Genomic DNA, 18,219 nt, shown 5'->3' with positions numbered 1-18,219 from the left:
AAATGCCTATCTTCGCCGCATGAATGATCCATGCCGCCAGGCTGCTATCCCGCACCTGGCGCGAACCGGGACTGCAACCGGTTCGTGGATCGTGTCCAGGAGGTGGTTGTCTAATCGCTAAACTGGTCGTCAAGGTGCTTTAGGGGCGGCGGCGCGTGAAGACGATGTTGGCGGCGGCACTGCCTCAGCGTATTCAGGAACATTTTCGACGAGGCAATGCGCATCACGTGTCACCTTGCCTGTTGCGCTGCTCTTTTGGCCCCGTACTTGCGGCGCCGGGTCTCAAGGCTTCCGGGCGGTCATTTGCGAGATTCATCCCGTACGAGTGACAGGACAGGCGAATTGGCGCGTTGTAGGTCAGTGTGAACATGAACGACCAATAAGGCTCTGAGGGCAACGGGCTACTGAGCGACAGTCTAGATGAGACCCCTTGCTTGTCGCGCTGCAAGGGGGCTCATGACCAATCCTGATGAGCTTCGGCGCTTGCATATCTGAGCTGTCCCGACACGCGATGCCCTTCTACCAGCGCATTGTTGGATATCAGATGTGCATGCAAGGGGGCAGTGAAGCTCTGCTACTTTTACGGAGAAAGCCGTTCTGTCAGGTGGACGCGAGGCGAGTCTTGAATGTCGTGGAATAATAGGGTCGTCTGGTCGGAGGGCTTGTTCCTCCGCCCGCAGCATTTTCAGCAGGCCGATCGTCACGTCGAACAGCTGGTGCGCAGCAGGACGGCGGTTTTGCATGGGTACGGGTGGGGTATCAGCGAGCTGCGGCTCAATCGAGAGCTGCTTGGTCTCGGTAAGATCGCCATCGAAGCGGCTCGCGGCGTCTTGGAGGACGGGATGCCCTTCAGTATTCCTGACGAAGCCAACCAGCCAACTCCCTACGACGTTCCGCCGGATTTTCGAGATTCGCTTATTCACTTGGCGGTACCGTTTTATCAACCCGGCGCTCTTGAAACCGACGCGCAAGCGGGAATTGACGTACCTATCCGCTTCGCAGTCTCCACTGAGGATGTTGTCGACACCAACGCTGGCGAGCGAGGCAGCGCCTCCATCGACGTAGCGAGGCTGGATTTTCGACTGCTGCCGGACGCGGCAGACCGGTCTGGCTACACTTGCATCCCAATCGCCCGTATCATAGAGGTCCGGGCCGACCGACAGATCATTCTGGACGAAACGCACGTGCCGCCAACCCCCGACTGCGCCAGCTCCCGGGTCCTCTCGAACTACATCACTGAGATCACCGGCCTGCTTCACCATCGTGGTGAAGCTCTGGCCACTCGGGTCTCCCAGTCGGGAACGAACCGGGTTGCAGAGCTCGCGGACTTCCTTCTGCTGCAGGCGATCAATCGGTACGAGCCGTACTTCTGCCACCTGTCCAAGGCCGCCGTTGTAAATCCGGAATCGCTGTATGTTCTCATGCTCCAGTTGGCGGGTGAACTAGCCACGTTCGCCCGCGTCGATAAACGTGCCCCGACCCTTGGTGTTTACAAGCACGACTCTCTCGCGGAGGCGTTTTTGCCAGTGATACAGTCGATCCGGGCTTCGCTGGGTGCAGTGATTGAGCAGACTGCGGTCCCCGTACCGCTGCAGCGGCAAAAATACGGTGTCCATGTGGCTGAGGTGGCCGACCGCTCTCTCTTTACGACCTCGAGCTTCGTGCTGGCTGCTCGGGCTGATATTGAGGTCGAGCGCCTCCGGCGCGAGTTCCCGTCTCAGATTAAGATCGGCCCGGCGGAGAAAATCACGGAACTCGTCAATGTCGCACTGCCCGGCATTATCATCAATCCCCTACCGGTCGCGCCGCGTCAGATCCCCTTCCATGTTGGATTCAGCTATTTCGAGATCGATCAAAATAGCCGCTTCTGGAAGGATATGCCCCAATCCGCCGGCTTGGCGCTGCACGTTGCTGGCGACTTCCCAAATCTCGAAATGGCTCTCTGGGCCATCCGAGCCGGACAGAACCCACATTTGAGTTAGCCCACCAATGCCCCTCACGCTACGTGTACACAGCAATAGATGTAGTTTTCCGGAATATCTCGTGCCGGGCGACGCGGCTGGTGGACTGACTACCAGCCGAGCAGGCAACAGCCTGGTTCTGCCGGATGATCAGCAGATGGTCTCGAAATCCCACTGCTCAATCGAGTGCATGGCACGGCGATACGTACTGATCGACCGAGGCCGCGACGACACATGTCAAAATGACGAGGCGGTGCCGCTTCCGTCAGAGGCGCCGGTCGCCCGGAAAACCAGCGATGTTATTCAGATCGGCGCCTATATGACCGATGTCGTCGCGGTGTCGCCTTCGATATCCATTGCGGAGAGTGCCGCCGAACCGGAGGGACAACTTGCAGCGACAAGTGAGGAGTTGAGTCTTCTTGGCCCCCTCGAAACGGCCTCGTCGCTCCTGGCGGGCAATTGCACCCGGGGTGAAGAAGCGCTGCTGGACCTGAGGGACGGCGAGTTCCTACCATTGCCGTTCTTAGGCACTCGTTTAGACGCGCTGGCGGGCATGATGAGAAGTCCGTGGGATATCTACGCAGACAGTGTGCCAGATCGGGCCCCCATCTTGACGCAACCCAAGGTGGAGCAATCATCTCGCCAAGAATCATCGAGCGGCGGTCACGGCTTTCCTTGCCGCCTGCGGCTTATCATTGGCAGATGTCCGGAATGCCGGCATCGTAAGCGTGCTGGATCGTGCAGGGAAAATGCTTCTGTATTCCGCCGCGCTGCACAGCATACTCTCCGAGCGAGAGCTGGCGAACAATTATTCAGAAATAAGAGTTCCGACGAAAAAACCCTGAGTCTCGTTCCCGATGTCGGCGAGGCGTTGCGCGCAGTTCTGTGCAATGACTCCAGCGGGTCCCTCCGCGGAGACCTGGCCGTTGAGCAAGCCTTCACCGACCGTGGGACGCATGACGTGTCATTCGCGGCTGTGCAGAAGGCTCTGTCCAGCGTCCGTGCACGCTTGTCCCTAGCAGGGATCGAGAAGGCGATGGGGCGGCCCCGTTCCCTTTTGCACCGCAACCATAAGGCGCGAAACCGGAGTGCGTACGTGCGCGTCTTCAATGACGTCGTATCGAGCATCGAAACCGATTTGCTCCGGAGCTTCGGCGCCGACTTCGCGCGCCCAGTGCGAGAGCGTAGTCGACCCGCCCGCCGATCCCACGATGAGAGCGTCCGCTCCGAAGGGAAGTGGGCGGGTTGATGATGGTGATTGAGGAAACGATGCCAAAATCCCAGCCACTCGTCCTCCTTCACGCCGAGGAGCAGTTGGCTGTCCCTTCGCCGTCATCGCCAGTGGCGGACGAACTTACCTGGGAGATGCTTGCGCTCGACCGACTTAATCCACTGGTCGCGGCCGCGGCGGCGCTGCTGGGTCTCAGCGCTCAGCTCAAGAGCAGTGCTAGCCATATCGACGTTGAAGCACTGCGCCTTAGGGTGCTGCGGGAGATCGATGCTTTTGAGCGTCGGATCACGCCGCTCGGATTGCCCTCGCGAGCGATCAAGGTCTGCAAATACGCCCTCTGCGCGACCATCGATGACATCGTTCTGAACACAGCCTGGGGCAGCAACAGCGTCTGGACGACGCGCAGCTTGGTGGGATCGCTGTTCAGCGATACCTGGGGCGGCGAGCGCTTCTTCGATCTGCTGACGCAATTGAAAAATGAACCGGCCATCAATATAGAACTGCTGGAGCTGCTCTACTACTGCATGAGGTTGGGCTTCGAAGGCCGCTACCGCGTCACTGCGGGAGGAGCCGCAGAGCTCAGTGTGCTGTGCGAAGACGTCTACCGCCTGATCCGAGCAGCCCGTGGTGACTTCGAGCGCGAACTATCCCCGCACTGGCGGAGGAACTCAAATAATCCGAAGCCACGCCGCACAATCGTTCCAATCTGGGCCGTCGTAGCGTTTGGGGCAGGATTACTCCTCTCGATCTATACCGGACTCCTGCATGCATTAAATGCCCGCGCCGACGCTGTCTTCAACGATATCGCGACATTGCCGCCGAACGGCGTTGTCAGATCGGCGAGAATCGCATTGCCACCAAAGGTTGTTATGAGCAGCGACCGACTGCGTAACTTCCTCGAGCCCGAAATCCGCGAAGGGCTTGTCACTGTGTCCGAGGACCCACAGCAGATCGTCGTTATCATTCGCGCCTCCGGGATGTTCGATTCTGCTAGTCCGGAAGTGAAGAAAATGTTCCTGCCGCTTCTTTTACGAATTGGTCGTTCTCTGAACGGTGAGTCGGGATCGGTCCTCCTGACCGGGCACACCGACGCCATTCCGGTGCAATCACTCGCCTTCCCTTCAAACGATTCCCTTTCGCTCGCGCGTGCGAGCGCAGCTGCCGAGATTATCAAATCCATGATGGATGACCCAGGCCGCGTGCGAGAAGAGGGCAGAGGGAGCGGAGAACCGGTCGCTTCGAACCACACGCCCGAGGGCCGCGCGCGGAACCGTCGGATTCAAATCATCATCACAAAGACACAATGAAGACAAGCCATGCAGTCAATCAAGAAAGCGCTTAGGTGGCAATGGCTCCGTGTCGGCGGGGCGGCGATCGTATGTGCCTTAATCTTCACGCTCGGACCGCATATCTCGGTCGGAGGATTTGCGCCGCTTGACAGCCTTCGCAGCCAGATCGCGGCATCGATGCTGATTCCGGTCGGATACACCGTGATCTACTTGATCCAGTCCCAGCTTTACAAGGTTCAGGCCTATTTTGAAGACCTCGTCCAATCACGAGTGTCGGGAGCGCTGGACGCGGGTGGGGCCGAGCAGAAGAAGAGAGACCCAAGGCCTTCCGACCGAAGTGTGGGGCAAGCCAGCACGCTTGCTGAAAGAGAGCTGGAGGCGATTCGTCATCGTTTCCGCGAGACCCTTACCACACTCAAGGGGCGCCGCTACGCAGGAGGTATCAGCAGGCGGTGGCTCTATCAGCGGCCCTGGTATGTGATGATCGGTCCGCCCAACTCGGGGAAGACCACAGCAATAGTCAATTCCGGGCTCAGCTTTCCGATGGCGGCGAGGTCCGGTCTGAGAGCCGCCGGTGGGTTAGCGGGTACGGAAAACTGCGACTGGTGGATCACCGATGACGCGGTGTTCGTCGACACTGCTGGGCGCTACACGGTACAGGAGGGTGATGCAGACCGGGACAAAGCGGTTTGGCGTGGCTTGCTTCGTATGCTCAGACGCTCCCGGCCACGGCAGCCGCTGAACGGTGTCTTAGTCACGATCGCAATCAGCGAGCTGAATTCTACATCCGAGGAAGTGCTCGCCGATCGCGCGCGCTGTATCCGTGAGCGGCTCCTCGAAGTGTACAGGGAGCTTCGCCTGCAACTGCCGATTTATGTGCTTTTCACTAAGAGCGATCTGCTGGCGGGATTTGTTGAATTCTTCGACGATCTGGGTCGCGAGGGGCGGGAGGCGGTGTGGGGGTTCACCTTTGCGCAAGAGGCGTCGGAGGACGAAGGCGATCCGATGGCGTTTGCCGCAGCATACGATGCGCTTGTTGGCCGCCTAAACGAAAGGCTGCTTGAACGAATGCAGCACGAAAGCAACCTCCAGCGTCGTGCGCTCATGTTCGGCTTCCCACAGCAGGTCGCTAGCCTCAAGCACCTGACGCAACAGTTCTTGAAGGAAGCCTTTGGCGGGAATTCGTTCCAGGAACCGCTTATGCTCCGCGGCGTCTACTTCTTAAGCGGCACGCAAATTGGCATGCCCTTCGATCGAGTTGCGAACGCCAGATCTCAGACCTTCGAGATCGCTCAGCCGCCCTGTACAGCGCTTCGTGGCCCGGGCCGTAATTATTTCATCAGCCGGCTGCTGCGCGAAGTCGTTTTCGCCGAAGCTGGGCTCGTCGATGCCAATCACCGCTTCGATCGGCGCCAGCGGCGGATCCGGTATGGCGCCTACACGATGATAGCGGCGGTCATTGTTACCGCCAGCGTCTTATGGACGTTCAGCTATATTCGGAATGTTCAGCTGATCGAGAGCGTTCGCCTAATGGCTGGCAGCTATGCCAGAGGGGCTGAAAAGCTGAAGCTCGACCGGGTTGAGAGTGGCGATCTTCGACCCATCCTGCCACTGCTTCAGCGGCTGCGTGATGCCAACGGCGACAGCGCGGGCGGCCGCCTATCAAGTTCGGGTCTCGACCAGAGTAAGAAAATCAAGGTTCAGACGCTCGCGGCGTACCGCCGCGCCGTGAACACCATCCTGCTGCCGCGGCTGATGTTCCGGTTGGAAACCTTATTGGTCGAGCGGCACGACGATGATCAGTTCGTCTACCAGGCGTTAAAGGTTTACCTGATGCTGGGTCAGCAGGGTCCGCTCCAGCGCGCGGTCGTCAAAAACTGGATGGCTGCCGACTGGCGAGTGATGTTTCCGGCCGAAGCCGATGCCGGCCTGCGCAGCGCGCTCGCTGATCACCTGGATGCACTCATGGAAGGGCCGCTGCCCCATAGTGAGCTTAATGGCGAACTGATCGAGAGGAGCCGCGCGAAGCTCCAGACCGTCTCGATGGCGCGCCGCGTCCTCGACATCATCGCGACCAGTCCCGAAGCCTCGCGGGCGCCAACCTGGCGTCTGGCCGACCATGCCGGGCCGCTGGCGCAGGGCGTCCTGGCTCGCAAATCGGGACAGCCGCTCAGCGAGGGGGTTCCTGGCATCTACACGAGGGCGGGGTTTTACGGAACCTTCCTGCGATTGCTGCCGCAAGTGGCTGACGCTGTCGCTGCAGAAGGCTGGGTTCTCGACTCACAGGTAGTCGCGCCGATTGCAGCCGGTGATGTGAGCCAGAAGCTGCGGCGTTCGGCGGCGGATCTCTACGCTCAGGAGTTCGCGTTGCGCTGGGACCAGCTCATTGGCGATATGTCCATCCGCCCGTCTGGGGGTATCGATGACGCGCTGCGCACCTTGAACACGCTGTCCGCGCCGACGTCACCAATGCGCCTGTTCCTTTTCGCGGCGGCGCAGGAGCTAAAGCTCAAGCAACCACCGGCTCCCGAGGACGGCTTGACGAAAGGTGACAGTGTCCCCCAGGGCGAGGTGTTGCCAAGCGAGCTCGAGGCACTGTTCCGGTCTCAACCGGCCGCGGACACGCCTGAAGCTCACGTCCAGCTCTATATGGGCGATCATTTCCGGTGGCTGCACCAGCTGGTCGAAGTGCCGTCGAACAGCCAAGCGGGCGCGCAGGCGCCGATCGACAGTGCTCTCCGGGATCTCGGCGAACTGTATCGCTCCCTCAGCCAGGCGCAGGGGCTGGCGGGTTCGAACATCTTGGAACACAACGGGCAGGCGGGCGTCGCCATCCAACAGATCGAGGCGGGGGCGGCCGATCTGCCCGAACCCATCCGGCAATGGATCCTCGGCCTCAGCCGCCACAGCTCGGACCTAACCGTCAGCGGCATGAGGCGCGGGTTGGCGAGCGGTTGGGCGGGCGGCCCCGGCGATTTGTGCCGACGGGCTACCGAAGGACGGTATCCCTTCGCGAGCGGATCCCGCCGGGATATCCCTTTGAGCGATTTCGCCCGGCTGTTCGGCCGCAAGGCGGAGATCGACACTTTCTTCGCCGAGAACCTTTCCCCATTCGTCGACAAATCCAAAGGTTCGTGGCAGTTTCGGCCAACGAGCGGTGTCGATTTCCCTATCGGCCGCAATACCTTGGCCCAGTTCCAACGGGCAGCCACGATCCGCGACACCATGTTCGATGATGCCGGCCAGGTGTCAGTTGGATTCCTGCTCACCGTCGCCGAGACCGATCCGTTGACAGACCAGGTGGTGGTAGACATCGACGGCCAGCGCCTCGAACATCGACGAGGAACGGCCGCGGCGGCCATGCATTTCCATTGGCCTACGGCCGGCGGCGTCGGCGGCGCTTCCGTCGCTTTCATCGGTTTTCAAGGCGCCACCCTCTCCAAGAGCGGCCATTGGGCGCTGTTTCGCCTCTTAAATGAGGCGGATAAGCAGCCATTGGGAGGAGGGGACCTTATTCAGGTACGACTGGTGTCCGGTCGCCATTGGGCGGTTTTTAACCTCCAGCCTGACAGCGTGATGAGCCCGTTGTCCCGCAATCTGCTGTCAGAATTCCGATGTCCAGATTTCTTATGAACGCCGGGATAGCATCCGACTGGCGCTGGGAAAGCCCTATGGGGTCACGAGACGCCCACGCAGGTCTGCGGCGGGAGAGGTCGGCATGTCGGTTGCCGGCCGGATCGGAGGCGGTCACGGCTGCGACTGGCGGCGATCGTCGCTTGATCTCGGCGCGCCGCTTTCCCGCTCGACTAGACCGCTGGAGAGCGCGGTCACCTCCATCAGGCAGATCTTCGGGAAGTTGGGTGATCAGATCCTGTCCCACCCTATCAACCGACGTACACTGATCTAGAACAGGAAACTGGAGAGATATAATGGCCGGAATGAAGCACAATAGGACAAGAGCGAAGAAATTTCTGCAGTTGATCGACCAGACGAAGAACAGAGCGGATTTGGAGTTCTGCTTTGCGGTCGGCACGGTTGGCGATCTGCGGAAGCCTGCTGTCCTGGTGAGTAAGAAAAAGCTCAATGGATTGGCACAAACTTTGAAAAACATGCCTTTTGAAGATGATGAGGATAGTAGTAAGGAGAACTTTTCGCTTCTGCGGAGAGGCACGGGCAGGATGAACGAAAACGGCGTTATCCTCGTCAAGTTGGCTGATGGTGGAAAGGCCGGGTTCCCGCAGGTCCAAAAGGTGATGAAGAAGTATTTCGTGAACTTCCGCATGAGGTTGCCTGACATGCAGGAAGCAGGAATCTTAACTGAAGAAGACATTCAGCAGTTTGAGATGAACGCCGAGGAGAACTCCCAATTTCTTCCACCCGACGACTCTGAAGAATTCAATCGGCCGATGACGGCGCTCGATAGCGCGGAAGGGAACTCTGCAGGGAGTGTTGAAGAAACTGAAGAGAGAAGCAAGCGTGAAGGCGGGGCTGAGCTCCTGGAGCAGCTTCTCCCGGAAGTGAAGGAGGGCATTGCCGCCGCGGCCGCGACCATTTCCAATCACGCAGTAAGTCTCAGCGCGCAAATTGGCGCGGGACAGACCGCAGAGTTGTCCCATCTGACCACGAAGATCGCGGATTGGCTGCAACGTGTGCTGGCTGCGACGCCTCCGGAAGAGCAGGAGGCAACGCTGCACAACTTCGCCGGCCGACTTCTGTTGATGCTGGCCTATCCTGAGAATCTGCGAAATCTTCAATATGTGGATGACATGCCCGATGGGGCGGGGCAGGGCGAGACAAACGGCGACCGCCGCGAAGAGGTCGTGGTGAATGGGATCGATCTGAACAGAGTTCCAACGGGCGCTCTCGATCAAGACGAGGTAGTAGAGTCCTTGTTCCGTCTGATCAAGGCAAAGGCTCAGGAGCGACAGCTTTCTTATCCGCTAGAGAACGCGAATTCTGAGAGGATTGCGAAGATAGTGTCGTCGCAATGGCCGAAGGAACTAGGCGATGCAGCCCGTAGGCGCGCGGTTGTGGAGCGTCTGATCGCAGCGGTGGTCCCGCGGCTCGGTAACGATGATCAACTTCTGGTCCTTCTTGGCATCGCAGACCAGCCCGAAAGGACCAAATCCATCGAGAACTCGGTCGAAAGTATCATAGCTATATGGCAGGCTCATCTCGACACTGCCTTGACGCTGCGGGATGAGGTAAAGAGCAAGATCAACCAGATGGTCGATGTGGAAGCCCGCGGCGGAACGTGGAGGTATGTCGACGACATCTTCCTGCAGTTCGGAGGAGAGCTTTCAGATCAGCTCTCCGCCATCACCGAACGCAACGGTGAGGCACTGTCGAGCGCGACCGAGCGTGTCCGAACCACAGTCCAGAAGAAGCTCGATTATCTCAACGGCAGCGACATTGTAGCCATGCTTGACAATCCTCCAATCGACATCGGTCCGGGCACTATAGGGCAGACGCTGCGGGAAGGGCTCGCGGCCATCACCGATGGACTGAAGCGCATCGAAACCTCGCGCGCCGCGCCCGCCGCGTAATAATCGCCTGTCTCGATGCCGGCCGACCCACCGGAAGGCCGGGCGAGCAGGCCATCAACGGCCTCATCAGCGACGGAAGGAGTTCCGCCGCTCAGGTGGGTCAGCGAAGCGGTGAAGGAGCGGCGCACCAACAGAGGCTCTTCTTCATCGGCTGCCGCTTCAACGACCAGATGCTGCGCACCTACGCCCGACGGATCATGACGCGATCCAACGCACCACGTTTTGCGGTGCTGGATGCGGCAGCGCCGACCAACAACCAACGCCGTTTCCTTGCAGCAAGCCCGATCACGCTTATCGACGTGCCGACTGGCGAAGCTGCGGCTAGGTTTATCGGCTGAAAACCAGAGTAGAGAAGGAGTGTTGCGGGTACGACGATACACGAGGATTTCGGAGGTCGGTCGTCGGCACCGACGTCGGAGGCGGATTTGCCGTAAACGTTGATCATCACGGCCGCTGTTTGAAAGTGCCGCTCGCCTTGCTATGAATCCACCCATTCCTTTTTGCACGCATTCCATCCACAAAAACGATTTTACTGCTCAAAACGATTGCCCTTAGAAAACGCTGAAGAGCGCTGTGTAGATTATGTGGAGTTCTAAAAAAATGGGTCCTCAGGTGCGGAGACGATGCTGGAAATTCGACCTGGAGCCCTCTGTCAGTTGCCTGGCCTCGATTGTTATCTTACGCTGGTCGTGATCGGGCAGAATCTTCACCGTTGCTTCTCCCGTTTCAGTGCTGATAGGGCTCTCACAAGAAGCACTGTTCCCTGGTCGACTAACCTGTGAGTGCATCTCCCACAATCACTAGAAGCCAGAGCAGGCGCGCTCGCAGCCGCGAGGACTTGGTCTGCGCCTTTTGCAGGGCCACCAAACCTCGTGATGTTTTCTTGCGGCTGTCGGGCCGAAATATGAAGGATTGAGTGATGTGGATAGGTTAGGCAGTTCTGCTGCAAGCGCTTCGGCCCGGGTTTCTGTGCGGCGTCGCAACAATGATCAAGAAGGTTGCGCAGGATCGGTTGTCGGCAATGTCGCCGCGCCGGTCACTAATGGTATCGGCTTCGACCCCGTGAGCTCTAGCTGCACTGTCAAGCGCCACCCTATGAAACTACGAAGGCCGGTGGCCAGGCCAGAGCGACCTACCTTCCGAAACGAACTGGAGAGCAACATGCTGTGTCTAGGGCTCAGTGGCGGTCTAAGCAAAGATTACGAAAATTCGTCCGATCTACCGAGCACCTTTATGCACGATGGGGCTGCGGTTCCCGTTCGCGACGGGCGAGTGATAGCGGCGGTCGAGGAGGAGCGCCTTAACCGGATCAAGCACTCCAACAAGTTACCAATGCGTTCGATTCAATATTGCCTCGCATCTGCAGGTGTTCACCTGAGCGACATCGACCGCATCGCGTATTATGCGACCGAGGCCTATTGCAACGCTGTGCTCGAGCGCGTGCGCCTCTTTCACCCAAGCACCCCAGCATCGGATCCGAGACTGTTGCAACGGGCTCGGGGAAGTCGACACGGGCGCTATATTCCTGTGGGACACCCCGATGTTCCATGTGATCGCCATCGTCACACAGATCTGGCCGCCCCTTGGACGCGTGATGGCACAATGCCATGAGGTTGTCACCCGCGCTCCACCGCCGAGATGAACTCGAAAACGTTGGACCCGGAATTGATTGTTGAGGAATGAACGTCATGAAACGCTATGTAGAAAAAGAGGTGACGGATCAACTCGCTTATAGGCGAAAGATGTTGCAAGATTGGAGAGGAGAGCGCCTCACTGGACACCAGATAAACTTGGCATCAATAGACCTCAACCTCCTGGTCGCGCTCGAGGCTCTGCTCGAATACCGGAACGTGACGCACGCGGGCCAGCACATCGGGCGGAGTCAACCGGCGATGAGCCGGGCACTGGGAAGGCTGCGCGGCATGTTCAATGATGACCTGCTGGTGCGGTCTTCAACGGGTTTGATCCCAACGCCGCAAGGCGAACACTTGGCTCAAAGGCTGCCGTCGGCACTGCGTACGATCCGAGAGATGGTGACAAGCCGCAGCGTAATCTCAAAAGAATGGGGGAGGGGGGCAACGCTGGCGATCCCCGATCATCAAGCTTTGGCTGTACTACCGCGCCTCCTGCCGTGGTTACGCGAGCGTGCCCCTCATCTCGACACACTCGCCTGTTTGCCGTTTGATCGTGCCGTGCGGGGGCTTGAGCAAGGTGATATTGATTTGGCCGTTGGGCATATTGACGTGCAACTGCCTGGCTATTTTCGGCGCAGTCTCTATACAGACCGCTTCGCGTGTTTGTTGCGCCACGACCATCCCGCGCTGGCGCAGGAATGGACGATCGACAACTTCGCGACCTTGCGTCACGCTGCCATCAGTACGGACTCCCCCGACCATTTCGGCCCGATCTACGACCACTTGCCCAACCTGCGAGAGGATCGTAGTCCCATACTTTTTTCCAGCGTTCTCACGGCAGCGGTGGTGGCTTCGGGGACGGATTTGGTATTGCTCGTCCCGCGCCGCGTTGCGACCCAAGTTTCTGCGATGCTGCCGCTTAGGGTTGTTGATCCACCCCTCGAGCCGGCACCGTACAAGGTCATGCTCATCTGGCACGAGCGGTGCCATCACGACCCGCAGCATAAATGGCTGCGCAAGGAGGTCGCCGCAGCGTTGGAGACGGGAGCAGACTGACACAGAAGCGGTGATCGGGATGCTCCCGAAGCATCAAAGAGAGCAAACGGGGATTTTGCGCGGGGAAATGACCAAGAGCTCAGCGCTGCTGCGCCCGAGAGTGCCAGGCATGTTGGACGAATATCGAGACTTGGATGCCTATGTGCTCGCGGGGTCTGCTTGTATCCGGGCTTCTGCTGAGCTGCGGCTCGGCCCTGCAGTGGCGCGGATATCTTCGCGCCGGCTCTCGGATCGACCATTTTGATGGTGATCGTCAAGTGATCAACATTTATGTCAGCAGGCTCGCCGACACGGTCTGGCACTGCCGGACCGTTGGTTGAAAGACACAGCTTGATATCGGGGACCTCTGTGGCTCCGCGTGCAAATGTCGCCTTTGTCTTCTTCCGGTCATAACAGGCATCGCTTGGTCCGGCGATAAAGAGCACGGAAAGCTGAGGGACTTCATTGGCGACCGCAACGACCTTTCGCAGGGCCTGGTCAGGCGTCAGCTTTTCCGAGACGACCCCAGGCCGGCTTTCGTTGGCGCAGTATTTACGATCGCAGTAGTTGCACTGGATATTGCAGGCTGGTGCGGCTACGACGTGCATGCGCGCGAAATAGTAAACTTCTTCTGAATAGCAGGAAAGGTCCTTGATTTTCTCCCACACAGCCGGCTCGGCGTGGTGCGGCTTTGCGGACGAACCGCACAATGACGCGGCGCAAGCAGTGGACTTCGCTGTGGCCAGCAGTTGGTTCATGGTTGTCGTGCTGGTCAGGCTCTTGAGCGAAATCATTGGTGGGGACATTGAAGGCTCCGTTGCTGCTTAACATCGCGGTTCAAAAAGCAAGGGCCATGCCAATGCAAATAGTTGGGTTTTTCAGGGGGTTAGCGTTTTTTGTCCGGTTCCCTCCATTTGCTACCCGACATAGGGTTGTCAGGCATTTGACAATAGACAGACACCGGTAAAATGGCGGCTCGCCTCGAGTGCATGAGTTGAGGAGGGCAGGTCGGGCCGTTCGACCACACCAGGCTTAGAACTTTCTTTCACCCCGATTTGATGCCCGCGGATGGCATAACCAACCTAAGGTGGGGTGAGGCCGGAGGCGAGCCGCCTGGCCTGAACCCACCCAGATTTCTCCATCGCGTCGATCAGCCGTTCCCGCTCGGTCAGACGCGCACCGATTGCGAGCCAGGCAGGATCGTTCGGATCACAGGCTTTGGAGGAGGCTTCGCCGAGGCAGGCGCCGGCGCGCCCGGCGGCCGCAAACGGGGATCCAGTCGACATTGGGCTCTTTCTGGCGAACTCGTCAATCGCATTGTTGCCGAATGGACCGTTAGCTCCCTTCCACACAAGCGCAGAGAGGCACTGGCTGTTCTTGCAGGCAAAATCCAACGGAGCAATGGTCCTTGATTGCGCGAGAGTTGCTGTCCTACGCACGCGGTTTCAAGTTCACAGACGTTCCCTGGGAAGCGGCATTGCGAGGCCAGGTCAAGCGCCGACGGCGCGAATGTCGTTCGGAGATGCACCGAACGCCACTTTCAACTCAAGACTAAACTTGCGACGAGCCATGGACCAAGAGAAAATGGTCGAATTGCATGATCGCGAAACGATCCGCGACTGTCTCTATCGGTACTGCCGCGGGATAGACGGGCGGACGAGGCGGCGCTGCGCAGCTCCTTCTGGGTCGATGCGCAGGACAATCACGGAGCGGATACGGGCTCCGCCGAGGCTTCATTGAGTTCGCGCTTGGTGTCTTCAAGACCGAACCGCCCAACATCCACCAGATCACGAAAGTTCTGATTGAGTTTATCAGCCCGACTGAAGCAACTGTCGAGAGCTACTTCACAGTGCAGCATGAGGCGGGCCGTCGCAGACAGTCGCAGCAAGATTACAGTCTCTAATCTTCGCCTGCGTCCTCGTAATAGAGGGGCGTATCAACTCGGCCGGCGGCGCAAAAAGTCATCACGATGACGGCAAGCTTTTATTCGCGGTTCAAATTGAGGTGTTCGAAGTACCAAGACGGGTCATCATCGGATGAATCTGTCTCGACACTGGCTTCACTCGAATGCCCCTCGACACCTGCTTCATCGTCGCTAAGATAGTCCACGGTTTTCGAGAGATAACTCCAAGGTTTGCCTGCGCGCTGCCATCCACCCTTGCTATTCTTTGTCCACTTGTCCGGATGTTGCGTAGGGTCGAGCACCCAGCGATTTTGACCCACGTCAACGAAACCCATCTGCTCTAGACGGGCTCCCATCTCTGGCGAAGCGGGACGTGACATGATTAACGGCTGTTCGCCGTCGAGTTGAAGTTGATGTTCGAGCAGAATATCGCCTGCGTTCTCGACAAGCGGATGAGTAACGCGAAGGTCTACAATCGAAGTGATTCTTTTTCGACCGGGAAATAGTTCCCGCCACGGCTCGTTTTCGATGCTAAATCCATCCTCTGTTCTTAAAAGCCCAACGCTTCGTTCTCCCAGATCATAGCTGAAATATCGCGCGCTGGGCGTATCATTGTCGGTGCCGCCGTAGAGTCGAGCGATGGTAGCCGTACGCAGGGCTTTAGAGGACACGAAGGGCGAGTACTCTTGTGGATTGACGGAAATGTGCTTGATATCATCACCGTAAAATTCCCTCACTTTTCTGGCAAATGTCGATCTGTCGAGCACCTTAATTGGAGGTTCGGAAGAGAGCGAGTATGGCCGCGTTGGCGACGAAGGCGAACGAGCATGGGGATCTGACGTTGATCGGGACGGCATGCCCGTAAGTGTTTGTGCCCCGGTCATATTCTCGATCCACCCCGCCATGGCCCGGGTGCGATCATCTTCCTCGGAAATGTTGTAGCGCAGCGATCGTTCTGAGTTATCCATGGCGGTCTCTCCTGAGAGTGAAAGGTGTGATGAAGCGCATCCTTTTCAGTCGCTTCACATGTGGGAACGGTGCGCTCACATGTCCGGCCTATAAAGCGGATACGTGACTGCTAAGCTTCGATGAAGCGGGGGGTACGCGTTGCATGCGCGGCTCCTGGTCTCGCCTAGAGGGGACTAAACTTCCGCGAACTGGGCGGAAAGACGACCTGCGGGGCCCATATAGCCCGATGCGATCACTGGTTCTGCCAGCGTCGTCCGGACCCGCTCGGGAAGCTGCTCACAGCCGGTTGTCGTCCGCGAGCTTCTGGAGCTCTGGCGGAACAGTGCCGGCGGCTTGGCCAGCCGCAGTGATTGTAGTTGCATTAACATCGCCAGCGTCCATCCACGTTATAGTTCGTCTTACCGCCTCCAGCCGCTCCTCGTCTCCTCCTGATCCCTTTCCTCAGCCCAAGCCTCGAGGATTCGTGAAAGCGTGGTCCCTTCGCCAAACCATCGTCGAAGTCCGTCGGAGGTGTCTGCGCCGCGGCAGGGCTAAGATTGGCTTGAATGTTAGAGGTGTCCTCGGAGGATTTACCGCCCCGCGGGCCTGTTCTGTATTCACCGTTGTTGGTCTCCAATTGCAGATTACGCATATGCTAGTGCAACCGGACTGGCCGCCATCATGCAAAATCGATATTCCAAAATGCTTTGGAAAAGCGGATCCACGGAGTCCCCTTAGGTGGTGAAGGTTCTGAGGAGTAGGTGGGCATCAGTGGTTTTTCGGCAGGGTCTGGTTGTTCAAGCACAGCCCGATAGAAGGCCACTGATGACCAATGAGATGATGGACCTCCGCTCGGGAATACGTCATGCCAAGCTGATAGCTGCTTGGCGGCGCAAGTCCCATCCGGCCAAAGTCACAGCGGCGAAGCGGGGGCGAGTCTTGCGGGCGTCGCGGTAACGGGGGGCTGAAGTGTAGACAGATACGGGTGCGGGAATGAGCCTCAAAAGTTGAATGATCACGGAAGGCCGAGTGGGTTCTGTAGAGCGACAATCTGGCTGAGTCTCACCTTGTTTGTCGCCGCGCACTGAGGCGGCGAAATCAGAAAGGCCGGCGGAAAGATTGGTTGGAATCGGAAATGCTGACGGCACCCTTCACGCTGCATGTTCCACACATCACCCGAAACTGCTTAAATGAAGGCCAATTTTAGCGGGCTCCGCATGGCAAGCGGCAAGCTGGCGAGCCTCAAGCCATGTGCCGGCCTGATGGTCGAGTGCAGACGATTGTCGGCAAGCCGTCGCATATAGCGTTCGGCCATGCCTTGAGGGCATGATTGGATCTGGCTTTAGCATGCTGGGCGGCGGTCGGCAGGCATTAGGATCGAGGTTCCAAATTTGATTTCCGGAGGACCGGCATCGATGTACCCAAGACGGAACCAGCCGCGCGATGACGATTCTCGCGAAGTAAGTGGGTGGATCGAAGGCGTGACCGGAGCTTTCGATACGGACGCCTGGATCCGGGGCTACTATTCACAGAGCCGAGACGTGGAACAGGATCTGAGCGACTTGCGCCTCGGTTCGCACGACAGTGACGCCGGCGAGCGTGTGCCGCGTCGCAGATCCGTGGGCGGTTCGATGCGAGTGACGCCGCAGTCGTTGGCGCCGGAGAACTCGTTGAGCGGCGCCCGCCACAGCATAGACGTCTCTCGGGCGGGCTCCAGCAGCTTGCGATTCGGCGGCTCGGGGAGCAAGACATCGAGCAATATGGCGGAGGCGGGCGAAGTCGCCGCGGCGCCGCAGGGCAAACGCCGCGGATTTACGTCGCGCATGGCGTCAGGGTTCAAGAAGGCGTTCGGATTGAGCAGCGGCAAGACGTCGTCGCGGAGTTCGGGGCAGCAAGACGTCGATGCCGCAACGGAGACTCACGTGGTCTCAACCAAGGTTCGCGTCGGCGCCAAGCGTGGTCGCGCCGCCCGCTGGGACATGCATCCCGATGACGAGTCCCGCATCAACCAGTTCGCGGAAGCAGTCCGAAACTACGAAATTCTACCCGACGGTAGCATCGGCCGAGGGGACGGAAGGGTTCCCGAGCGTACCGTCGAGAACAATTTATGGGTTCTTAGGGGGTTCGCTCGTTGGCTCCGAGCAGAGAACAGAGATTCGATGGCTTCTCGGCTTTTAAACGATCCAGATTCACTAGCCGTTGATATCGCGGATTATTTGGCAAGCGGTGGGGATGGTCGGAACCGTCTTCAGTCAGCACTGTCTCATTTCAGGAGGCTCGCGCCTGAGGGGCAAGAACTCCAAGCCGTTGGACCTGGGCCGCGCCTGATGGGGCGCCAGATACATGATCCTTATCCCGACGACGCCCGCGTCATTGATAGCTTGGCCAAGGAAGAGCTGAGTAAGTTCGGACCGGTCCCGACTTCTCGGAATAATGCCAGTGGGCAACGAAAGTTTAGCGCTTGGCTCAAAAGGGAGGGCAGGGGGAGCATAGTCAGCCGGCTCAACGGCAGTGATGAGCAGCAACAGTCGTTGAAGGAGGATTTTAGAGCGGTTTGCGACTTGGTTGAATCGGGATTCCGCTTTTGTCGCAAATCAGATTTGATTGAATGAGCGATGGAGGCTTGTTCGATGGGTCGTGCTTATTCGATGGATTTGCGTGAACTGGCGATG

General features: G+C 58.6%; 9 protein-coding genes and 4 pseudogenes. 10 read left to right on the top strand and 3 right to left on the bottom strand.

Annotation, left to right across the window (positions count from 1 at the left end):
• Positions 1-626 precede the first annotated feature (626 nt).
• From tssK to C4N04_RS30480, 8 genes and pseudogenes are all read left to right on the top strand, one after another.
• A complete protein-coding gene (tssK, locus tag C4N04_RS30520; protein WP_016737477.1) occupies positions 627-1,982 on the top strand; it encodes a type VI secretion system baseplate subunit TssK in 1,356 nt (451 codons plus the stop codon).
• A gap of 7 nt (positions 1,983-1,989) precedes the next feature.
• A complete protein-coding gene (locus C4N04_RS30515; protein ID WP_210256236.1) occupies positions 1,990-3,210 on the top strand; it encodes a type VI secretion system-associated FHA domain protein in 1,221 nt (406 codons plus the stop codon).
• Positions 3,210-4,499, top strand: coding sequence for a type IVB secretion system protein IcmH/DotU (gene icmH / locus C4N04_RS30510; RefSeq protein WP_012489524.1), 1,290 nt, complete (start codon positions 3,210-3,212; stop codon positions 4,497-4,499). Before C4N04_RS30515 ends, icmH begins: the two co-directional genes overlap by 1 nt.
• Positions 4,500-4,508: 9 nt before the next feature.
• Positions 4,509-8,114: a type VI secretion system membrane subunit TssM gene (gene tssM, locus C4N04_RS30505; RefSeq protein WP_097593478.1), complete on the top strand. Its 3,606-nt coding sequence runs from the start codon at positions 4,509-4,511 to the stop codon at positions 8,112-8,114.
• Between the two features lie 296 nt (positions 8,115-8,410).
• Positions 8,411-10,027 carry a hypothetical protein gene (locus C4N04_RS30495; protein ID WP_012489526.1) on the top strand — a complete coding sequence of 539 codons (1,617 nt, stop codon included), beginning with the start codon at positions 8,411-8,413 and terminating at the stop codon, positions 10,025-10,027.
• A 143-nt stretch (positions 10,028-10,170) separates the two neighbouring features.
• Positions 10,171-10,365, top strand: a pseudogene (locus C4N04_RS30490) (hypothetical protein); the annotation flags it as partial.
• An 823-nt stretch (positions 10,366-11,188) separates the two neighbouring features.
• A pseudogene (locus C4N04_RS30485) lies at positions 11,189-11,467 on the top strand (carbamoyltransferase N-terminal domain-containing protein); the annotation flags it as partial.
• A gap of 239 nt (positions 11,468-11,706) precedes the next feature.
• Positions 11,707-12,717, top strand: coding sequence for a LysR substrate-binding domain-containing protein (locus C4N04_RS30480; protein WP_012489527.1), 1,011 nt, complete (start codon positions 11,707-11,709; stop codon positions 12,715-12,717).
• 209 nt (positions 12,718-12,926) lie between these two features.
• On the opposite strand, the pseudogene C4N04_RS30475 reads toward C4N04_RS30480, so the two are convergent.
• Both C4N04_RS30475 and C4N04_RS30470 read right to left on the bottom strand, forming a co-directional pair.
• Positions 12,927-13,502: pseudogene (locus tag C4N04_RS30475) on the bottom strand (radical SAM protein); the annotation flags it as partial.
• Positions 13,503-13,778: 276 nt separating this feature from the next.
• Entirely contained in the window at positions 13,779-13,982 is a 204-nt protein-coding gene (locus tag C4N04_RS30470; protein WP_010032001.1) for a nif-specific regulatory protein,nifA, read from the bottom strand.
• A gap of 283 nt (positions 13,983-14,265) precedes the next feature.
• Between C4N04_RS30470 and C4N04_RS32395 the strand changes: the two are divergent.
• Positions 14,266-14,545, top strand: a pseudogene (locus C4N04_RS32395) (nuclear transport factor 2 family protein); the annotation flags it as partial.
• 134 nt (positions 14,546-14,679) lie between these two features.
• On the opposite strand, the gene C4N04_RS30460 reads toward C4N04_RS32395, so the two are convergent.
• Positions 14,680-15,567, bottom strand: a complete 888-nt coding sequence (locus C4N04_RS30460; RefSeq protein WP_106797730.1) for a host specificity protein — start codon at positions 15,565-15,567, stop codon at positions 14,680-14,682.
• A gap of 1,650 nt (positions 15,568-17,217) precedes the next feature.
• Between C4N04_RS30460 and C4N04_RS30450 the strand changes: the two genes are divergently transcribed.
• Entirely contained in the window at positions 17,218-18,159 is a 942-nt protein-coding gene (locus tag C4N04_RS30450) for a hypothetical protein (RefSeq protein WP_245425679.1), read from the top strand.
• The last annotated feature ends 60 nt before the right edge of the window (positions 18,160-18,219 follow it).

The organism is Rhizobium sp. H4 (genome assembly GCF_003013335.1).
Taxonomy (GTDB): domain Bacteria; phylum Pseudomonadota; class Alphaproteobacteria; order Rhizobiales; family Rhizobiaceae; genus Rhizobium; species Rhizobium sophoriradicis.
This window is presented reverse-complemented; position numbering and strand designations above follow the sequence as displayed.